The sequence below is a fragment of the Modestobacter caceresii genome, from assembly GCF_000761485.1.
Classification (GTDB): domain Bacteria; phylum Actinomycetota; class Actinomycetes; order Mycobacteriales; family Geodermatophilaceae; genus Modestobacter; species Modestobacter caceresii.
In genome coordinates this window covers 39293-56930 of the sequence record NZ_JPMX01000006.1, presented here as the reverse complement: position 1 = coordinate 56930, position 17638 = coordinate 39293, and the positions used below count along the sequence as shown (strand labels likewise).

The following is a 17638-nucleotide window of genomic DNA, read 5'->3' as shown; positions in this document are numbered from 1 at the left end:
CTGGTCACCGTGAGCGGCCGAGTCGAGCCCGGACCCCGGCCAGCACCCCACGGAGCTCCGGGACACCGGCCATCACGGCACCCGCGACGACCGCGCTGCCGATGACCACGGTACCGAGGACGACCGTCCCGAGCGAGCCCGGTACCGAGGTGCCCAGTGACCTGCCCGCGAGCGACACGGCGGCCCAGCCGAGGGCCCCGGCGACGGCCGAGACCGCGGTCATCCGCAGCACCGTGGTGCCTGCCTCGGCGCTGGCCCGCACCCCGAGCTTGCGCTCCAGGGCGATCGCGCCCACCACCCAGCCGGCCACGTAGGTGGCGCTGGTCGCGATCATCAGCCCGGCCACGACGTGCTCCGGGTCGACCAGCACCGGCACGAGCAGCAGCAGCGGCACCCGGACGGCGACCATCGCCACCTGGATGAGCGTCGGGGTCCGGGCGTCCTTCATGGCGTAGAACACCCGCAGCTGGAGCAGCGTCACCGCCATCGGCAGCAGCCCGAACGCGCCGAGCGCGAGGGCGACGCCCACCCCGCGGGCATCGGCGACGTCGGCGTTCCCCCGGGCGAAGGCCACGATGCCCACGGCGGGGCCCAGCACCATCAGCAGGGCGGTCACCGGCAGCAGGCCGGTCGCCGACAGGCGGGTGCCCAGCGAGAGGTCGGAGACGACGCCGTCCATGTCGCGGCGCGCTGCCGCCCGGCTCATCCGGGGCAGGAGTGCGGTGAGCAGTGCGACGCCGATGATCCCGTAGGGCATCTGGAACAGCAGGCTGGCGTTGGCGAACGCCATCGGCCCGAGGCCGCCGGCGTCGGCTGCGGCGTTGGCCACGATGCTGGCGACGACGACCCCGATCTGGCTGACCAGTACGTAACCGATCACCCAGAGCCCGAGCGTGCCGGCCTCGCCCAGGCCGGTGCCCCGCAGCCCCCAGCTGGGCCGCAGCGGCACGCCGTTGCGGCCCAGCAGCGGCAGCAGCACGAACGCCTGCACGGCGATGCCCAGGGTGGTGCCGATGCCGAGCAGCCAGACCTGGAAGGCGCTGATGGTGACCGGCGTCAGGTCACCCGGCCCGGACGCCAGGAGGAACACCGCGCCGGTGGCGATGACCACGACGTTGTTGAGCACCGGTGCCCAGGCGGGCGGCCCGAACACCTGCCGGGAGTTGAGCACCGCCGTCGCCAGCGCACCGATCCCGTAGAAGACGATCTCGACCAGCAGGATCCGGGCCAGCCAGTTGGCCAGCTCCACCTGCCCCGGGTCCTCCCGGATGCCCATCAGCCAGGTCAGCGCGGGGGCCGCGAGCACGGCGACGACGGTGAGCGCGGCCAGGCCGACGGTGGCCAGGGTGAGCAGCCGCTGGGTGTACCGCACGCCGCCGTCGGCGTCCCGTTCCTGGGCGCTGACCAGCAAGGGGACGACGACAGACGTCAGCACCCCGCCGAGCAGCAGCTCGTAGACGATGTTGGGCAGCGTGTTCGCCACGGTGTAGGCGTTGCCGACCAGCCCGAAGCCCAGCGCGGCGGTGAGCACCACGGTGCGCAGGAAGCCGGTCAGCCGGGAGACCAGGCTCGCCACGGCCATCGTCCCGGCCGCGCGCAGGATGCCGCCGCTGCCACCGGAGCGACCCTGGCGGACCTCGGGGTCCTCCGGCTCGTCCTCGAGGTAGCGCGGCACCGCCGGGATGACCGGGATGAGCTGGGTGTCGTCCGGGCCGGGCACGAAGCGCCGGGGCCGCGCCGGTGGCGGCACCGGGGGCAGCACGGCACGCCGGCGGGCGGCGTCGGCCGAGCGGTCCCCCGTCGGCCGCGCCGCCGGGTAGCCGGCGGGTGGCGGTGGCAACGGTCGCGGGGAGAGCGAGGGGGCCAGCGTCTCGGGCTGGTTGCCGACCACCGGCGCCGGGACGGCGGTGGGCGGCGGACCGGGCTGTGCCCCGCGGTACGGAGGCGGGGGCAGCGGTGCGGGCGTCCGGGGCCGGGCGTCGGGTGACCCGCTGCGCTGGTCCTCCGACCCGGCCGGTGGGCCGCCGCTCACACCGGGCTCCGGGTGGGCGGCAGGCCGGCCGCCCCGTCGGCGGTGGGGACCGGCTCACCGCGCCGGCGGCGCAGCACGAAGCGCACCGCCCGGCGGAGGAAGAGCAGGGCCAGCAGCGCGGCGGCGCCGAGGGTGATCGCCAGGGTGATCGGGCCGTACGCGGTGCTCCGCACCTGCAGCTGCACCGGCTCGCCCAGCGGGCCACCGGCCGGCGTGGTCAGCCGTGCGGTGACGGTGAACCCCCCGGACTGCTGGACGTCGGCGGGCACCTCGACCGTGGTGAGCGACTCCGGCCCCAGCGTCTGCACGCCGATGTCCTCGGTGGCGAGACCGACGTTGCTGCGGGTCTGCAGGTCCAGCCGCACGTCGACGGCGAAGGGCAGGTCGTTGCGCACGGTGAGCACCAGCGGGGCGTCGCTGGAGGCGAGGGTGTAGGTGCCATCGGCCGGGGAGACCAGGGTGACCTGCTCGCGGAGCCGGGCGACGGTGCCCTGCAGGTCGGTGACCACGGACGGGAACACCTCCGGCTCCCGCCGCCACTGCGCGGACGCCGCCCGGGCGATCGCCGCGTCGTACCCGGCGAGCGCCTCGTCGGCGTCGCCGACCACGGCGGCGGCGAAGTCGTCCCGCACCCGCGAGGTCTCCACGATCCCGGCCACCGTCGCGGCCGGCAGCCGGACGTCCGGGTCGGTGCCGGTCAGCTCCCCGACGTCGGCGGCCGGGCCGTCGGCCGCTGCGGCCACCGAGAGCGGGACCAGCCACGGTTGGGTGTACGTGTCGGTCATCATCGCGGCCACGGTGTCCGGGTCCGGGTCGACCCAGCGGGGTGGGGCGACGAGCACGGTGGAGCCGACGCCGTCGGCCTGCTGGGCGTGCAGCGCCGCGAGCTCGGCCAGGTAGCGCTGTTCGACCAGTCGGCTCGCCCCCGGCTGGAGGGCCGCGGCCTCGACGGCCTCGGCCAGTTCCCCGTCGGCGACCAGCGCGGTGACCGGCCCGCCGTCGGTCGTCAGGTCGCCGCGGGCGGCGGCCGGGTCACCGTCGTCCCCCACCGCCCGGCTGCCGTCGGTCAGCGCGTCCTCGGCCAGCACCGCGGCGCGGATCCCGCCGGCGACCAGGGTGGCGAGGGTGGTCTCGTCGACGGTGCCACCGGCCGGCCAGACCAGGTCGGTGCGCGGCTCCACCCCGAGCACCTCCTCCACGATCGCGGCCCCGGCGCCGGTCTCCCCGGCCGGACCGGCCGCCGCGGGCGCCGGGACCAGGGCGCCGTCTGCGGTGCTGGGCTGACGGGCGGTGCCCTCACCGGGCAACGTGCGGAGGAGTGCATCCGGCCGGCCGGCCGCGACCAGGGCGTCGGCGTCGGCGTCGGCGTACGGGAGGGCCACCACGTCGTGGTCGGCGGCCAGCCGGCGCAGTCGCTCCAGCAGTCCGGCCGCGTCGGCGGTGCCCGTGCCCTCCTGGCCGGTCACCAGGTAGGGGCCGGCGGCCATGGCCGACAGCTCCTCGAGCAGCGCCGGGTCGACGGCGAGGGTCACCGGCACGACGGGCTCGGTCTCCGCCGGCGTCGGGGCCGTGGTGCGCGGCAGCTGCTCGACGGTCTCCAGGACCCGGTCCAGCCGGCCGCCCTCGGCCACCTGGGCGGCCAGCGCGTCGTCGGTGAAGGCGCCGGTGGCGTCCCGGTGCGGGCGGTCGGTGATCGGCCAGAGCCACGCCACGCCCGTCCGGGTGGCCGGCACCGCAGGCTGGACGACGAGGTGGGTGGACAGCTCGGCCACCCGCTCGGTGACCCCGTCGGACCGGGTGCCGTTGACGTTGACCAGGAGCGGGTACACGCCGTCGGCGGTGAGCTGCAGGGCGTCGGCGGTGCTGGGGTAGGTGAACGAGACCTCCTCCCCTGGCTCGAGCTCGTCCGGGGACACCCCGAGGAAGGGCGTGGTCGCCGCGGTGTGGTCACCGGGCCGGGCGAGGTCGGCGGCGAGCCGGCCGCGCGAGGTCAGCACCTCTCCCCGCTGCAGCCGCACCTCCAGGTCCTCGTAGGTCTCGGTGCTCTCGTTGCGCAGGGTGGCGGTGACCTCGACGGCGGCACCGGGGGTGACGGCGCGCGGCTCCAGCCGGTCCAGGGTCAGCTCCAGGGGCCGGTCGGCCGACGAGCCGGTCGCGCGGCCGGTGTCGCCGGGCGCGGCGGACGCGGCCGGGACGCCCAGCAGCCCGCCGACCACGGTCACGAGGGCGCCGAGCAGCACTTGCCGGCCGCCGGCGCGGCCGGCGGCCCGCCGGGTCACGCGCTGTCGGCCAGGAGGCCGGGCGCGCGCTCGACCAGCGCACGCTCGTCGGCGTAGGCCAGACGCCCGCCGAGCTCGGTCAGCGGCACCCAGGCGACCTCGGTGACCTCGACGTCGGCGTCGGACAGGGCGCCGCCGGTGGCCCGGAGCAGGAAGTGGTGGACCGTCTTGTGCACGCGGCGGCCGTCGGCGACGAACCAGAAGTCGATGATGCCCAGCGGGGCGACGACCTGGCCGATGATGCCGGTCTCCTCCGCGACCTCGCGGACGGCGGTGTCCTCCGGGGTCTCGCCCTGCTCGATGTGCCCCTTGGGCAGCGACCAGAGCAGGCGCCCGCGGCGGTCGGTGCGGCCGATCAGCGCGGCGCGCGGCCCGGTGACCTCGTCGTCTGCGACCACCAGCCCCCCCGCCGAGGTCTCGTCGACCCGACGCAGCCGGCGGCCGGGGCGCTGCCGCCCGCCCGTCCCAGCCATGTCAGCAGGGTAGCGCGCGACACGGCACTACCCTCGACCGTCGTGTCAACCGAGCCGTCGCGTCGCGCCCCCTCCGGCCCGACCCAACCACCCCCGCCCGTCCCCGCGGCGGTGCAGCAGACGGTGCGCGAGCTCGTCGAGGTCTCCCCCGTGCTGGTCGCTCTCGGCGAACGGTTCACCGCAGCCGGCCACAAGGTGCACCTCGTGGGCGGTTCGGTGCGCGACGCCCTGCTGGCGGCCGGGACGGGACGGCCGCTGCCCACCGGCGACCTGGACCTGACCACCGACGCGCGGCCGGAGCAGACCCTCGAGGTGCTCCGGGGCTGGGCCAGTTCCACGTGGAACACCGGCATCGCCTTCGGCACCGTCGGCGCCGAGGTGCGCGGCGAGCGGGTGGAGATCACCACGTTCCGCGCCGACCGCTACGACCGGGAGTCCCGCAACCCGGAGGTCGCCTGGGGCACCTCGCTCACCGACGACCTGGCCCGGCGCGACTTCACCGTCAACGCGATGGCGGTCTCGCTGGGCCCCGACCGGACGGTCACCGACCCCTTCGGTGGGCTGGGCGACCTGCTGGCGCGGCGGCTGCGCACCCCGGGGCGGGCGGTCGACTCCTTCGCCGACGACCCGCTCCGGATGCTGCGTGCCGTCCGGTTCGTCGCCCAGCTGGGGCTGACCCCGGACGACGAGGTGGTCGAGGCGATGACCGCCCTCGCCCCCGAGCTCGGCCGGATCACCGCCGAGCGGGTGCAGCACGAGTTCTCCCGCACGCTGCTCAACGACGCCCCCGGCCCGGCGCTGGACCTCTTCGTCTCCACCGGGCTGGCCGACGTCGTCCTGCCCGAGCTGTCCGCGCTGCGGATGGAGATCGACGAGCACCACCAGCACAAGGACGTCTACGTCCACTCGCTGACCGTGCTGGACCAGGCGATCGCGCTGGAGAAGGCCGACCCTGCTGCGGGGTCCCCCGACCTGGTGCTGCGGCTGGCGGCGCTGCTGCACGACGTCGGCAAGCCGGCCACCCGCCGGCACGAGTCCCGGGGCCGGGTCTCCTTCCACCACCACGAGGTGGTCGGCGCGAAGCTGGTGCGCAAGCGGCTGCTGGCGTTGAAGTACCCGAAGGACGTCGTCGAGGCGGTGTCCCGGCTGACCTTCCTGCACCTGCGCTTCCACGGGTACGGCCGCGGCGAGTGGACCGACTCCGCCGTCCGCCGGTACGTCACCGACGCCGGTGACCTGCTGTCGCGACTGCACAAGCTGGTCCGGTCCGACTGCACCACCCGCAACCGGAAGCGGGCGGCGGCGCTGTCGGCGACGTACGACTCGCTGGAGCAGCGGATCCAGGAGCTCTCGGAGCTGGAGGACCTGGCCCGGGTGCGGCCGGACCTGGACGGCAACCGGATCATGGAGCTGCTGGAGATCCCGCCGGGTCGCGAGGTCGGGGAGGCCTGGCGCTTCCTCAAGGACCTGCGCCTGGAGCGCGGGCCGCTGGAGCCGGAGGAGGCCGAGGCGGAGCTGCTCGCCTGGTGGCGGGGCCGCGACCAGGTCAGCTGACTACGGGGTGAGCGACACCCGCAGGGCGAGCGGGGCGTCGTCGGTGCGCCGGGCCTCGGCGCGGGCCCAGCGGCTGAACACCACGGCGGTGAGCAGGTAGCCGGCGGCGATGCCGACCAGCAGCACCCAGCTGACCCCCGACGCCGGCATCAGGAACGCCCCGGCCAGCAGCGCCACCACGAACGTGGCGTTGAACAGGGTGTCGTACACGGAGAAGACCCGGCCGCGGAAGTCGTCGTCCACCGCCTCCTGGAGCGTGGTGTCGACGCAGATCTTGATGCCCTGGGCGACGAACCCCAGGACGAGGACGGCGGCCACGATCGCCACCGGCCGGAACAGCCCGCCCAGCACCAGCTGGCCGGTGCCGCCGACCACCAGCAGCCCGACCACCCAGGCCGCCTTGCCCCACCGGCGCACCGCCCACGGCGTCACCGCGGCCGCCAGGAGGGTGCCGCCGGCGCCCGCCGCGAGCACCTGCCCCAGCCCGGCCAGCCCGCCCGGGAAGAGCCCGGTGACGTCGGCGAAGGAGTTGCGGTAGAGCAGCAGCGTCATAAGGGTGAGCAGCCCGTACATGAGCCGGTGCACCGCCATCACCGACAGGATGGCCGTCGCCGGGGGGTGCGCCAGCATGTGCCGGGCGCCGGCCACCATCCCGTGCAGCACGTCACGGGCGCTGACCGTGGCGGCCAGGCTGAGGTGGTCGGGGCCGAGGTGGCCGCGCGGGAAGCGGGAGACGACGGCGGAGGCCACCAGGTAGGGCACCGCCGAGGCCAGGGCCAGGCCGGCGTAGCCGCCGCTGCCGGAGCCGACGAGCGCGGTCGCGCCGATGGCGACCCCACCGCCCAGCACGCCGGCCACCGCCCCGGACGTCGTGGACAGCGCGTTCGCCGAGACCAGCGAGGGTGCGTCGGTGACGTGCGGCAGCCCGGCGGAGAGCGCGGAGAGCACGAAGCGGTTGACCGAGAACACCAGCAGCCCGGCGACGTAGAACCCGATCCCCTGGATCCCGGCCAGCACGAGCGCAGCGACCGCCACCACGAGGACCGCGCGCACCACGTTGGCGACCAGCAGCACCTGCCGGCGGCTCCAGCGGTCCAGCCACACCCCGGCGAACGGACCGACCAGCGAGTACGGCAGCAGCAGCACGGCGAAGCCGGCCGCGACGTCGATGGGGTTCGTGGCCTGCTGGGGGTTGAACAGCACCGTGCCGGCCAGCGCGGCCTGGAAGACGCCGTCACCGAACTGCGAGGACAGCCGGGTGGCCAGCAGCCGGCGGAAGTCGGCGCGCAGCAGCAGGTGCCGCACGGTGGTGGGCGCCTGCTGCATCCCAGCCACACTACGTCGCCCGTGGCCGGGCGGCAGCCGAGGTCGGGCGGTCAGGAGGCGGGCGGATCGGCCACCCCTCCGGGTCCTCCCTGATGCACACTGGGAGGCGATGAACCCGGTGCCCTCGTCACCCGACCCCGAACGTCGTCCCGCAGCTGATCAGGCTGCGGGGCCGGGCCGGCGTGCCGGCGTACCGGCCCTGTCGGTCGGCTCGCTGGACGACGTCCGGCCGGGCTCCCTGCTGGTCGCGATGCCGGCCCTGACCGATCCCACCTTCGCCGGGGCGGTCGTCTACGTCCTGGACCACGCCGACACCGGCACCATCGGCGTCGTGCTCGGCCGGCCGAGCGAGGTCCGGATCGGCGACGTCCTGCCGGGGTGGTCGGAGCTGGCCGTCGAGCCGGGTGTCTTCCACGTGGGCGGGCCCTGCGAGGCCGACACCGCCCTGTGCCTGGCCACCCGCCGGGGCAGCACGCCGCTGCCGGACGACAGCGGGCTCCGTGAGGTCGCCGGCGCGGTGCACCTGGTCGACCTGGACAGCGACCCGGCGGAGCTGGACGGCGAGATCGGTGGCCTGCGGGTGTTCGCCGGCTACGCCGGGTGGTCGGCCGGGCAGCTGGCCGGCGAGCTGGCCGAGGGCGCCTGGGCCTGCGTCACCGGGATCCCCGCCGACGTGCTGACCGGCGCGTCCGGGCCCGAGCTGTGGCGGTCGGTGCTGCGCCGCCAGTCGGGCCGGCTGGCCGTGCTCTCCACCGCCCCGGCGGACCCCTCCGCCAACTGAACCCACTCCCGGGCAGCCATGACCGCGTGTCGACTCCCGGATCCGGTCGCGGGCTGGTAGGAAGGGGACCGCAGGAGGGGGCGACCTGGGGAAGAGGCCGCCCCCTCCTGCTCTGTCTCCAGCCGGTCGTGGCTACAGGCCCAGCGCCGCCGCGAGGTCCGGGTGCTCGACGAGGCTCACCGTGTCGCTGTCGGCCGGGAGCGTGATCTCCCGCTCGCCGTGGTCGGCCAGGGTGATGGTGACCGGGACGTCCTGCAGCGTGGTGGAGTACTGGACCAGCAGCTCGCTGTCGGCGGCCACGGCGATCGTCGTCCCCGTCGGGTTCTGGAAGACCGAGGCCAGCTCCCCGTTGATCGACTGGCTGCCCGCCCAGGTGTAGCCCGCGAAGGACCGCGGGTCGTCGGCCGTCGGGGCGGCGAGCTTGGGCACCATCTGGACCAGCACGTCCAGCAGCGAGGCCGTGCCGCCGGCCTGCGTGGTGGCGATCGGGCGGCGCACGTACGTGGCGGGCGGGAGGCCGGCCTCCTCGAGCGCCTCGGTCAGCCCGGGGACGTCGCCCTGCCACAGGTCCTCACCGGTGAAGAAGAGGGTGCGGGTGTCCTCGGGGCGCCCGTCGGCGTAGCTGGTGACGGCCTGCGCCCGCCCGATCCCCTCGGCGAAGTCGATCTCGCCGGTGAGCGTGAGGACGGCGCCCTCGGCATAGGGGGCGGTCACCTCGAAGTCGGCGCCGCCCTCCTCGAGGTCGGCGGCGAGCACCTGACCGAGGACCTCGGCCTCCTGGGTGGTCACGGGGTCGCCGGGCACGCGCTCGGCGGTCTCGTCGTCCCCGCACCCGGCCAGCAGGGCCAGTGCCACCAGCAGGGAGGGCACGACCAGGGGCGGGCGACGCAGCGGCATGCCCCAACACTAGGAGCCGGGCCGGGGCCCGGACGCGGAACGGCCCGCACCCCCCGAGGGGGCACGGGCCGTCCGCTGACCGTGGTGCTTCGTCAGCGCTCGACGTCCCCGCGGATGAAGGCCTCGACGGCGTCCCGGGCCTCGCTGTCGCTGTACTGCTCCGGCGGGCTCTTCATGAAGTAGGACGACGCGGACAGGATCGGCCCGCCGATGCCCCGGTCCTTGGCGATCTTCGCGGCCCGGACGGCGTCGATGATGATGCCGGCCGAGTTCGGGGAGTCCCAGACCTCGAGCTTGTACTCCAGGTTCAGCGGGACGTCGCCGAACGCGCGCCCCTCCAGGCGGACGTAGGCCCACTTGCGGTCCGAGAGCCACGGCACGTGGTCCGACGGGCCGATGTGCACGTTGCCCTTGCCCATGTCCCGGTCGACCTGGCTGGTGACCGACTGGGTCTTGGAGATCTTCTTGGACTCCAGGCGCTCCCGCTCGAGCATGTTCTTGAAGTCCATGTTGCCGCCGACGTTGAGCTGCATCGTGCGGTCCAGCTGCACGCCGCGGTCCTCGAACAGCTTGGCCAGCACCCGGTGGGTGATGGTGGCGCCGACCTGGCTCTTGATGTCGTCACCGACGATCGGCACCCCGGCGGCGGTGAACTTGTCCGCCCACTCCTTGGTGCCGGCGAGGAAGACCGGCAGCGCGTTGACGAAGGCGACGCCGGCGTCGATCGCGGCCTGGGCGTAGAACTCCGCGGCCAGCTGGGAGCCGACCGGGAGGTAGCAGACGACGACGTCGGCGCCGGACTCCCGCAGCGCGGTGACCATGTCGACCGGCTGGTCGTCGGACTCCTCGACGATCTCGCGGTAGTACTTGCCCAGCCCGTCGAGGGTGGTGCCGCGCTGCACGGTGACGCCCAGCGGCGGCACGTCGGCGATCTTGATGGTGTTGTTCTCGCTGGCGACGATCGCCTCGGAGAGGTCGCGGCCGACCTTCTTGGCGTCGACGTCGAACGCGGCGACGAACTCGACGTCGGAGACGTGGTAGTCGCCGAACCGGACGTGCATGAGGCCGGGGACCGACGCGGTCTCGTCGGCGTCCCGGTAGTACTCGACGCCCTGGACGAGCGACGCGGCGCAGTTGCCGACGCCGACGATGGCGACCTTGACCGATGCCATGGACTGACTCCCTCCGACGGACCCGACCCGGGCCCGGACGATGTGCGTGGACGTGGTGCTGGCGGTGCGGTGGTTCAGGTGGTGCCGTCGTTCGGTGGTGGAGGCGGGGTGGGCGTCTGCGCTGGGGGGGTACGGGTGGGCGACTGCTCAGCCCGGGCTGCTTCGGCGCGTGCGTCGTCGCGTTCGCTGTCGATGAGCTCGGTGAGCCAGCGGACCTCGCGGTCGACCGAGTCCAGACCGTGCCGCTGCAGCTCGAGGGTGTAGCGGTCGAGCTTCTCCTGGGTGCGGCGCAGGGAGTCCATGAGCCGGTCGCGCTGGCGCTCGACGGTGCGCCGGCGGCCCTCCAGGATGCGCAGCCGCACGTCGGCGGCGGTGTGCCGGAAGAAGGCGAGGTGGACGCCGAACCGGCCCTCGTCGTCGTAGGCCTCGGGACCGGTCTGGCTGACCAGGTCGGCGAAGCGCTCCTTGCCCTCGGCGGTGATCGCGTAGACGACCTTCCCGCGACGACCGGTGAGCGCCGGGGCGTCGGCAGGCAGCAGGGACCGCGGGGTCGGGTCGTCGCTGGCGATCAGGCCGGCCGCCTGCAGGCGCTTGAGCGCCGGGTAGAGCGAGCCGTAGGAGATCGAGCGGAGCCCACCGAGGACGGCGGCCAGTTCCTTGCGGAGCTCGTAGCCGTGCATGGGCGACTGCTGCAACAGGCCCAGGATGGCGAACTCGAGCACGGCGCCACCTCCTGGTCTGCCGGCGTTCACCGGATCGATGTATCGGCACGATACATCCGAGCGCTGCACTGCACGCAAGTCGGACAGCCAGTTGACGGGTGTCCCACCCGTCCCATGTCGACCTGTGGAGGAGGTCGTGAACCGCTGGTCAGTGCGTACATTGGCGGCCGTGCCCGGACGTCGTTCGGTGGTGGACCACGCACTGGGTCGCCGGGACGCGCACCACGTGAGGACCGCCGCAAGGCGTCGTCCCGCCCGGCTGAGCTGACGTGCTCCCAGCCGACACACAGCTGAAGACGCCACCCTGGGCGCGCAGGCACCGCGAGCAGTCCGGCGCCTGAGCACCCCACGACCTGCAGGAAGGGGCCCACCGCGTGCCTCCCCACGACGAGACCGCCCGCGTCACCCCCGGTGGCGGCGCGGTCCGCCGTCCCCCGCCGGCCCGGGGCCGCGCCGGCTCCGGCGGCAGTGGTGCCGGCGGTGTCCGCCGCCCGCCGCCCGCCCGGGCCCGGACGACGGCGTCCCGTGACGGTGGTGGGCGTCCGGCGGCCCGGTCCGGTGGCGGCGGTGGCGGTGGCCGTCCCCCGGTGAAGCCGCCGACGGGCGGTCGACGGCCCGGGGGCAGCAGCCGGCCGCCCGGTGGTGGGAAGAAGAAGGGTGCGAAGCAGAAGCGCCGGCGCTGGCCGAAGGTGCTCGCCGGGGCGTTCCTGAGCATGCTGGTGCTGCTGGGCGTCTTCGTCGGCGTCGTCTACGCCACGACCGAGGTGCCCACGCCGGAGTCGGTGCAGAACGACCAGACGACGGTCGTGTACTACGCCGACGGCGTCACCGAGATGGCCCGGCTGGGCAACGAGAACCGGACGAACGTCACCCTCGGGCAGGTCTCCGAGCCGGCCCAGAACGCCATCCTGGCCGCGGAGAACCGCGCTTTCTACACCGACCCGGGCATCTCCTTCACCGGCATCGTGCGGGCGGCGTGGAACAACCTGACCGGTGGCTCGACCCAGGGTGGCTCCACCATCACCCAGCAGTACGTGAAGAACGCCTTCCTGACCTCCGACCAGACGTTCAGCCGGAAGTTCAAGGAGCTCTTCCTCGCCGTCAAGCTGGACAACGAGTACTCGAAGGAGCAGATCCTCGAGAACTACCTCAACACGATCTACTTCGGCCGCGGGGCGTACGGCATCGAGGCGGCGGCCAACACCTACTTCGGGGTGTCCGCCGCGCAGCTCACCCCCGAGCAGGGCGCGGTGCTCGCCGTCCTCATCCGGAACCCCAGCGCCAACGACCCGGAGACCAACCCGGAGGGTGCCCAGCAGCGCTGGGGCCCGGTGCTGGACGCGATGGTCGAGCAGGGCTGGCTGGACGCCGCGGCACGCGAGGCCGCCGTCTACCCGGCGGTGCTGCCCAACACCGGCAGCAGCTCCGGCATCCCGGAGGGCCCCGAGGGGCTGATCGTGCGCCAGGTCCTCGACGAGCTGCAGCGGCAGCCGTTCAGCTACTCGCGCGACGACATCTACTCCGCCGGCCTGCGGATCACCACGACCGTGGACAAGGCCAAGCAGGACGCCGCGGTCGCCGCGGTGAACGACGTGATGGCCGGTGAACCGCAGAACCTGCAGGAGGCACTGGTCGCGGTCGACCCGGCGACCGGCGGCGTGCTCGCCTACTACGGCAACGCGTTGAGCAGCAGCGAGGACCCGGCGGTCGACACCACCGACTACGCGCAGGCGCTCAAGCCGCCGGGCTCGTCGTTCAAGCCGTACACCCTCGCGGCCGCGCTGGAGAACGGCTACAGCGTCAGCACCCGTCGCGACGGCAGCTCGCCGCAGGAGTTCGAGGACCGGCCCGGGCTGCCGGTGGTCAACTCCGGCAACGCGCAGTGCGGAAACTGCACGCTCAAGGAGGCGATGACCAGGTCGCTGAACACCACGTACTACGGGCTCGCCTACGAGGTCGGCCCCGAGGTGGTCGCCGAGACGGCCCGGGAGATCGCCGGTCTCCCGGCGACGTGGGACCCGAACCGGGACGACCCGACCGTGCCCACGGACCTGACCGGGTTCGAGACGCTCAGCATCCCGACGACCAACACCACCGGTGGCTCGATCGGCATCGGGGAGTACGCGGTCCGGCCGATCCAGCAGGCCGCCGGCTTCGCCACCTTCGCCGCCGGCGGGGTGCACCACGCGACGCACTTCGTCGCCTCGGTCGCCGACAGCGCCGGGACGGTGCTGGGCACGGGGACGACCGCCTCCACGCAGGCGATCTCGCCCGAGGTGGCCAACGACGTCACCTTCGCGCTGACCGACGTGGCCGCGAGCTCGAAGCTCGCGCTGGACGGCAACCGGCCGGTCGCGGCGAAGACCGGCACCCAGGGCCTGGACCGCACCGACAACTCCGACGCCTGGATGGTGGGGTACACGCCGTCGATCTCCACCGCGGTGTGGATCGGGGCGAAGGGCACCGAGGCCATCACGAACGCCCGGGGCAACATCATCTACGGGTCAGGGCTGCCGGGGGAGATCTGGCAGCAGTTCATGAACACCGTGCTCGAGGGCACGCCGGAGCAGCCCCTCCCGTCGAAGGCGCTGATCCAGGGCGACCCGGACCGGAGCATCCCGGAGCCGACGACGGAGACCCCGGCCCCGACCACGAGCGAGGCGCCGGCGCCGGAGCCGGCACCGGTCACCAGGCAGGCTCCGGCCCCCACCAGGGCACCGAGCAGCAGTTCGGCTCCGGTCACCAGTCAGGCGCCCGAGGTGGAGGAGACGGTCGCACCGGCGCCGTCGGTCACCCCGGTCCCGTCGACGACGGCACCGTCCCCCACGGGTCCGAACGGCTGACCGGGGCAGCAGGCAGACTGACCCGGTGAGTGCGACACCGACGGGCCCGTCCGTCCCGGCCGACCGGCCGGGGGGCGGGCCCGAGGTGTCTGCACCGCCGGGACCGGACCGCATCGTGCCGTCCTGGACCGACCCGGTGGCGATCCAGGCCAGCGAGGCAGTGGGCGGTCCCTGGGGTCGGCACGCCGTCACCGGGGGCGCCCGCTTCTGGACGCCGCTGCGGGTGTGCCTGCTGTTCACCGTGGTGGTGCTCGGGCTGGCCTGGGCCAAGCAGGCGCCGTGCGCCACCGGCAACTGGACGGGCAGCAAGCAGTACACCCACTTCTGCTACAACGACGCCGTCCCGCTGTTCTTCACCCACGGGATCGACGACGGGCAGGTGCCCTACCTCGACTCCGCCGTCGAGTACCCGGTGCTCACCGGTGCGCTGATGCAGCTCGCCGCGGTGGTCGCACGGGGCTGGGACGGGCTCGCGGCGGGCATCTCCACCGTGCCGGTGGCGAGCTTCTACGTCGTCACCTGTCTGCTGCTGTCGTCACTGGCGCTCCTGGTGACCCGCGGCGTCCTGGGTCTGGCCGGCCGCCGACCCTGGGACGCCGCGATGGTCGCGCTGTCGCCGCTGCTGCTGGTGCACGCCTTCACCAACTGGGACCTGCTCGCCATCGCCCTGACCACCCTCGGCATGTGGGCCTGGGCGCGCCGGCACCCGGTGCTGGCCGGCGTGCTGATCGGGCTGGGGATCGCGGCGAAGCTCTACCCGGTGATCGTCCTCGGCGTGCTCTTCGTGCTGTGCCTGCGCGCCGGCCGGCTGCGGGCGTGGCTGTCGGCGATCGTCGCCGCCGGGCTGGCCTGGCTGGCGGTGAACCTGCCCGTCGCCCTCGCCGCGCCGGAGAACTGGGCCCGGTTCTTCACCTTCAGCGACGTCCGGCCGGCGAACCCGGAGAGCGTCTGGGCGATCGCCCTGGACCTGACCGGTGACCGGATCCTGGACGGTCCGCTGGCCGAGGGGCAGACGCCGTCGGTGCTCAACACGACCGTCGCGGTCGTGCTCCTGCTGTCGGCCGCTGCCGTGGCCTGGCTGGCCCTGGCGGCCCCGCTGCGGCCACGGCTGCCCCAGCTGGCGTTCCTGCTGGTGGCGGCCTTCCTGCTGCTGAACAAGGTGTGGAGCCCGCAGTTCTCGCTGTGGCTGCTGCCGCTGGCCGTGCTGGCCCGTCCGCGGTGGCGTGCGCTGCTGCTCTGGCAGGCGACCGAGGTGCTGGTCTGGATGACGACCATGCTCTATTACCTCGGGGCGGACGAGAACGGCCTGGACGTGGAGTGGTTCTACCTCGCCGTGGTGGTGCGCGACGTCGCCGTCCTCGTCCTGATGGCGCTGGTCGTGCGGGAGGTGTGGTCCCCGGACCGGGACCTGGTGCGGCGCAGCTGGCCGGGCACCGACGACCCCGCCGGCGGCGTCCTGGACCAGGCCCCCGACCGGTTCACGTTGCGCCGCAGGCCTCAGCCGGCGAGCGCTCCGCGCAGCAGGGTGATCTCCTCGGCGTGACCCGCGGTGTCCCCAGGGGTCTCCAGGACGACGGGGGCGCCGGCGGAGCGCGCCACGCCCACCAGCAGCTCCAGCGGGATCTCCCCGGCGGTCAGCGGTGCATGCCGGTCGCGACCGGAGCCGGCGGGGTCGCGGCTGTTGTTCAGGTGCACCAGGTCGATCCGGCCGGTGATCGCCCGGACGTCGTCCACGACCCGGGTCAGGTCCCAGCCCGCGGCCCAGGCGTGGCAGGTGTCCAGCACGAACCCCGCGCCGAACTCGCCCACGGCCTCCCACAGCCGGGCGACGGCGTCGAGCTCGCGGGCCATCGCGTTGTCCCCGCCGGCGGTGTTCTCGATGAGCACCGGGAGGCCGAAGCCGCCCTCGTCGGCCTGCCGGGCGAAGGTCTTCCGCCAGTTGTCGACCCCGGCCGACGGGTCGTCCTTCGCCAGCACGTGCCCGCCGTGCACCACCATGCCCCGGGCCCCGACGGCGGCCGACGCCTGGGCGTGCTGGCCGAGCAGCTTGCGGCTGGGGATCCGGATCCGGTTGTTCGTCGAGGCGACGTTGAGCACGTACGGGGCGTGCACGAACACGGCGACGTCGGAGTCGAGCAGCGCCTCGGCGTCCGGGCGCGGCTTGGGTGCCTTCCAGCCCTGGGGATCGGCGAGGAACACCTGCACCGCGTCGGCGTCCAGCTCGGCGGCGCGGGCCAGCGGGCCGCCGTCGGCCAGCTCGTTGTCCTCGCTCAGGCCCGGTCCGACGTGTACGCCGATCAGCTGTTCGGTCACCCGGGGAGCGTAGATCGCCGGTCCGACGCATACGTCCTGTCGAGGGCGCTGGTATCGTGGCCGGTGCGCGTCCTCTCCTGCTCCGAAGCAGGTCCGGGCGCGCGACGCATGTACGACCCTCCTGCTGCAGACACCCTGCGGCCGCTGAGACCAGAGGAGGTGGGGTTCTCCGTGCGTAACTACGAACTGATGATCATCCTCGACCCTGAGCTCGAGGAGCGGACCATCGCTCCCAGCCTGGATCGTTTCCTGACCGTCGTCACGAACTCCGGTGGCACCGTCAAGACGGAGATCTGGGGCCGCCGTCGGCTGGCCTACGAGATCGACAAGAAGGCCGAGGGCATCTACGCCATCGTCGACATCCAGGCCGAGCCGGCCGCCGTCGCCGAGCTGGACCGTCAGCTGAACCTCAACGAGTCCATCCTGCGCACCAAGCTGATGCGCCCCGAGGCTCACTGACCATGGCCGGCGAGACCGTCATCACCGTCATCGGGAACCTGACGGCCGACCCGGAGCTGCGGTTCACCCCGTCCGGTGCCGCCGTCGCCAACTTCACCGTCGCCTCGACGCCCCGCACCTTCGACCGTCAGTCGCAGGAGTGGAAGGACGGCGAAGCGCTGTTCCTCCGCTGCAACGTCTGGCGCCAGGCGGCGGAGAACGTCGCCGAGTCGCTCACCCGCGGTTCGCGGGTCATCGTGTCGGGCCGGCTGAAGCAGCGGTCCTTCGACACGAAGGAAGGCGAGAAGCGCACCGTCATCGAGCTGGAGGTCGACGAGATCGGCCCCTCCCTGCGGTACGCCACCGCCAAGGTCACCCGCGCTGCGCGCAGCGAGGGTGGCGGCGGCGGGTTCGGCGGCGGCGGCGGCAACAGCGGTGGCGGCAGTGGCGGTGGCGGTGGCTTCTCCGGTGGCGGAGCCAGCGACCCCTGGTCCACCCCGCCGGCGTCCTCCGACGAACCGCCTTTTTGATCCCCCCTCTGTACTGATCTCTGGAGAACCCAGTGCCCAAGCCTCCCCCCCGCAAGATCAAGAAGAAGGTCTGCCAGTTCTGCAAGGACAAGGCGACCTACATCGACTACAAGGACACGACCCTGCTGCGGAAGTTCATCTCCGACCGCGGCAAGATCCGTGCCCGCCGCGTCAGCGGCAACTGCAGCCAGCACCAGCGTGACGTCGCCGTGGCCGTGAAGAACAGCCGCGAGATGGCACTGCTGCCCTACACCTCCACGGCGCGCTGATCATGAGCA

15 protein-coding genes are annotated in these 17638 nt (G+C 73.7%); 7 read left to right on the top strand and 8 right to left on the bottom strand.

The genetic code is table 11. The annotated features are described in order from the left end of the window. Window positions 1-4: 4 nt before the first annotated feature. Genes murJ through IN07_RS01915 form a run of 3 tightly spaced genes read right to left on the bottom strand, consistent with a single transcriptional unit; the run spans window position 5 to window position 4784 of the window. The gene (gene murJ, locus IN07_RS01925) at window positions 5-2032 is read right to left on the bottom strand and encodes a murein biosynthesis integral membrane protein MurJ (protein ID WP_231557941.1); all 2028 of its coding nucleotides are present in this window, start codon (window positions 2030-2032) and stop codon (window positions 5-7) included. Next, window positions 2029-4311, bottom strand: coding sequence for a DUF6049 family protein (locus tag IN07_RS01920; RefSeq protein ID WP_036333050.1), 2283 nt, complete (start codon window positions 4309-4311; stop codon window positions 2029-2031). The genes murJ and IN07_RS01920 overlap by 4 nt, the downstream gene beginning before the upstream one ends. Continuing rightward, window positions 4308-4784 carry an NUDIX hydrolase gene (locus IN07_RS01915; RefSeq protein ID WP_036333049.1) on the bottom strand — a complete coding sequence of 159 codons (477 nt, stop codon included), beginning with the start codon at window positions 4782-4784 and terminating at the stop codon, window positions 4308-4310. Before IN07_RS01915 ends, IN07_RS01920 begins: the two co-directional genes overlap by 4 nt. Window positions 4785-4907: 123 nt before the next feature. On the opposite strand from IN07_RS01915, the gene IN07_RS01910 reads away from it, so the two are divergent. After that, window positions 4908-6338: a CCA tRNA nucleotidyltransferase gene (locus tag IN07_RS01910; RefSeq protein ID WP_081975110.1), complete on the top strand. Its 1431-nt coding sequence runs from the start codon at window positions 4908-4910 to the stop codon at window positions 6336-6338. Here the strand turns inward: IN07_RS01910 and IN07_RS01905 are convergent, their stop codons facing one another. Further along, entirely contained in the window at window positions 6339-7664 is a 1326-nt protein-coding gene (locus tag IN07_RS01905) for an MFS transporter (RefSeq protein WP_036333047.1), read from the bottom strand. 109 nt (window positions 7665-7773) lie between these two features. On the opposite strand from IN07_RS01905, the gene IN07_RS01900 reads away from it, so the two are divergent. Continuing rightward, the gene (locus IN07_RS01900; RefSeq protein WP_081975108.1) at window positions 7774-8445 is read left to right on the top strand and encodes a YqgE/AlgH family protein; all 672 of its coding nucleotides are present in this window, start codon (window positions 7774-7776) and stop codon (window positions 8443-8445) included. 132 nt (window positions 8446-8577) lie between these two features. Here IN07_RS01900 and IN07_RS01895 read toward each other — a convergent pair whose 3' ends face one another. The 3 genes from IN07_RS01895 to IN07_RS01885 form a co-directional block, all read right to left on the bottom strand. Continuing rightward, window positions 8578-9342: a hypothetical protein gene (locus tag IN07_RS01895; protein WP_036333046.1), complete on the bottom strand. Its 765-nt coding sequence runs from the start codon at window positions 9340-9342 to the stop codon at window positions 8578-8580. A gap of 92 nt (window positions 9343-9434) precedes the next feature. Beyond that, window positions 9435-10514, bottom strand: a complete 1080-nt coding sequence (locus IN07_RS01890; protein WP_036333045.1) for an inositol-3-phosphate synthase — start codon at window positions 10512-10514, stop codon at window positions 9435-9437. Between the two features lie 74 nt (window positions 10515-10588). After that, the gene (locus IN07_RS01885; protein WP_052090537.1) at window positions 10589-11236 is read right to left on the bottom strand and encodes a PadR family transcriptional regulator; all 648 of its coding nucleotides are present in this window, start codon (window positions 11234-11236) and stop codon (window positions 10589-10591) included. Window positions 11237-11610: 374 nt separating this feature from the next. On the opposite strand from IN07_RS01885, the gene IN07_RS01880 reads away from it, so the two are divergent. Both IN07_RS01880 and IN07_RS01875 read left to right on the top strand, forming a co-directional pair. After that, complete coding sequence (locus IN07_RS01880) at window positions 11611-14079, top strand: transglycosylase domain-containing protein (RefSeq protein ID WP_036333044.1); 2469 nt, start codon at window positions 11611-11613, stop codon at window positions 14077-14079. Between the two features lie 115 nt (window positions 14080-14194). Further along, window positions 14195-15622, top strand: a complete 1428-nt coding sequence (locus IN07_RS01875; RefSeq protein WP_231557940.1) for a glycosyltransferase family 87 protein — start codon at window positions 14195-14197, stop codon at window positions 15620-15622. Here the strand turns inward: IN07_RS01875 and IN07_RS01870 are convergent. Continuing rightward, entirely contained in the window at window positions 15577-16392 is an 816-nt protein-coding gene (locus IN07_RS01870) for a deoxyribonuclease IV (RefSeq protein WP_197058310.1), read from the bottom strand. The two genes, IN07_RS01875 and IN07_RS01870, sit on opposite strands and share 46 nt — an antisense overlap. A 171-nt stretch (window positions 16393-16563) precedes the next feature. Here IN07_RS01870 and rpsF point away from each other — a divergent pair, with 171 nt between their 5' ends. From rpsF to rpsR, 3 genes are read left to right on the top strand one after another with little or no spacing between them, the layout of a single operon-like run. Then, window positions 16564-16851 (top strand): 30S ribosomal protein S6, encoded by a 288-nt coding sequence (gene rpsF, locus IN07_RS01865; protein ID WP_036333081.1) that lies wholly within the window; start codon window positions 16564-16566, stop codon window positions 16849-16851. 2 nt (window positions 16852-16853) lie between these two features. Next, window positions 16854-17360: a single-stranded DNA-binding protein gene (locus tag IN07_RS01860; RefSeq protein WP_036333042.1), complete on the top strand. Its 507-nt coding sequence runs from the start codon at window positions 16854-16856 to the stop codon at window positions 17358-17360. 32 nt (window positions 17361-17392) lie between these two features. After that, window positions 17393-17629, top strand: a complete 237-nt coding sequence (rpsR, locus tag IN07_RS01855; protein WP_036333041.1) for a 30S ribosomal protein S18 — start codon at window positions 17393-17395, stop codon at window positions 17627-17629. The last annotated feature ends 9 nt before the right edge of the window (window positions 17630-17638 follow it).

Excerpts from the sequence above, each read along its gene's own strand:
- IN07_RS01895 (WP_036333046.1), bottom strand. The coding sequence starts at position 9,342 with ATGCCGCTGCGTCGCCCGCCCCTGGTCGTGCCCTCCCTGCTGGTGGCA.
- IN07_RS01915 (WP_036333049.1), bottom strand. The coding sequence starts at position 4,784 with ATGGCTGGGACGGGCGGGCGGCAGCGCCCCGGCCGCCGGCTGCGTCGG.
- IN07_RS01900 (WP_081975108.1), top strand. The coding sequence starts at position 7,774 with ATGAACCCGGTGCCCTCGTCACCCGACCCCGAACGTCGTCCCGCAGCT.
- IN07_RS01905 (WP_036333047.1), bottom strand. The coding sequence starts at position 7,664 with ATGCAGCAGGCGCCCACCACCGTGCGGCACCTGCTGCTGCGCGCCGAC.
- IN07_RS01860 (WP_036333042.1), top strand. The coding sequence starts at position 16,854 with ATGGCCGGCGAGACCGTCATCACCGTCATCGGGAACCTGACGGCCGAC.
- IN07_RS01890 (WP_036333045.1), bottom strand. The coding sequence starts at position 10,514 with ATGGCATCGGTCAAGGTCGCCATCGTCGGCGTCGGCAACTGCGCCGCG.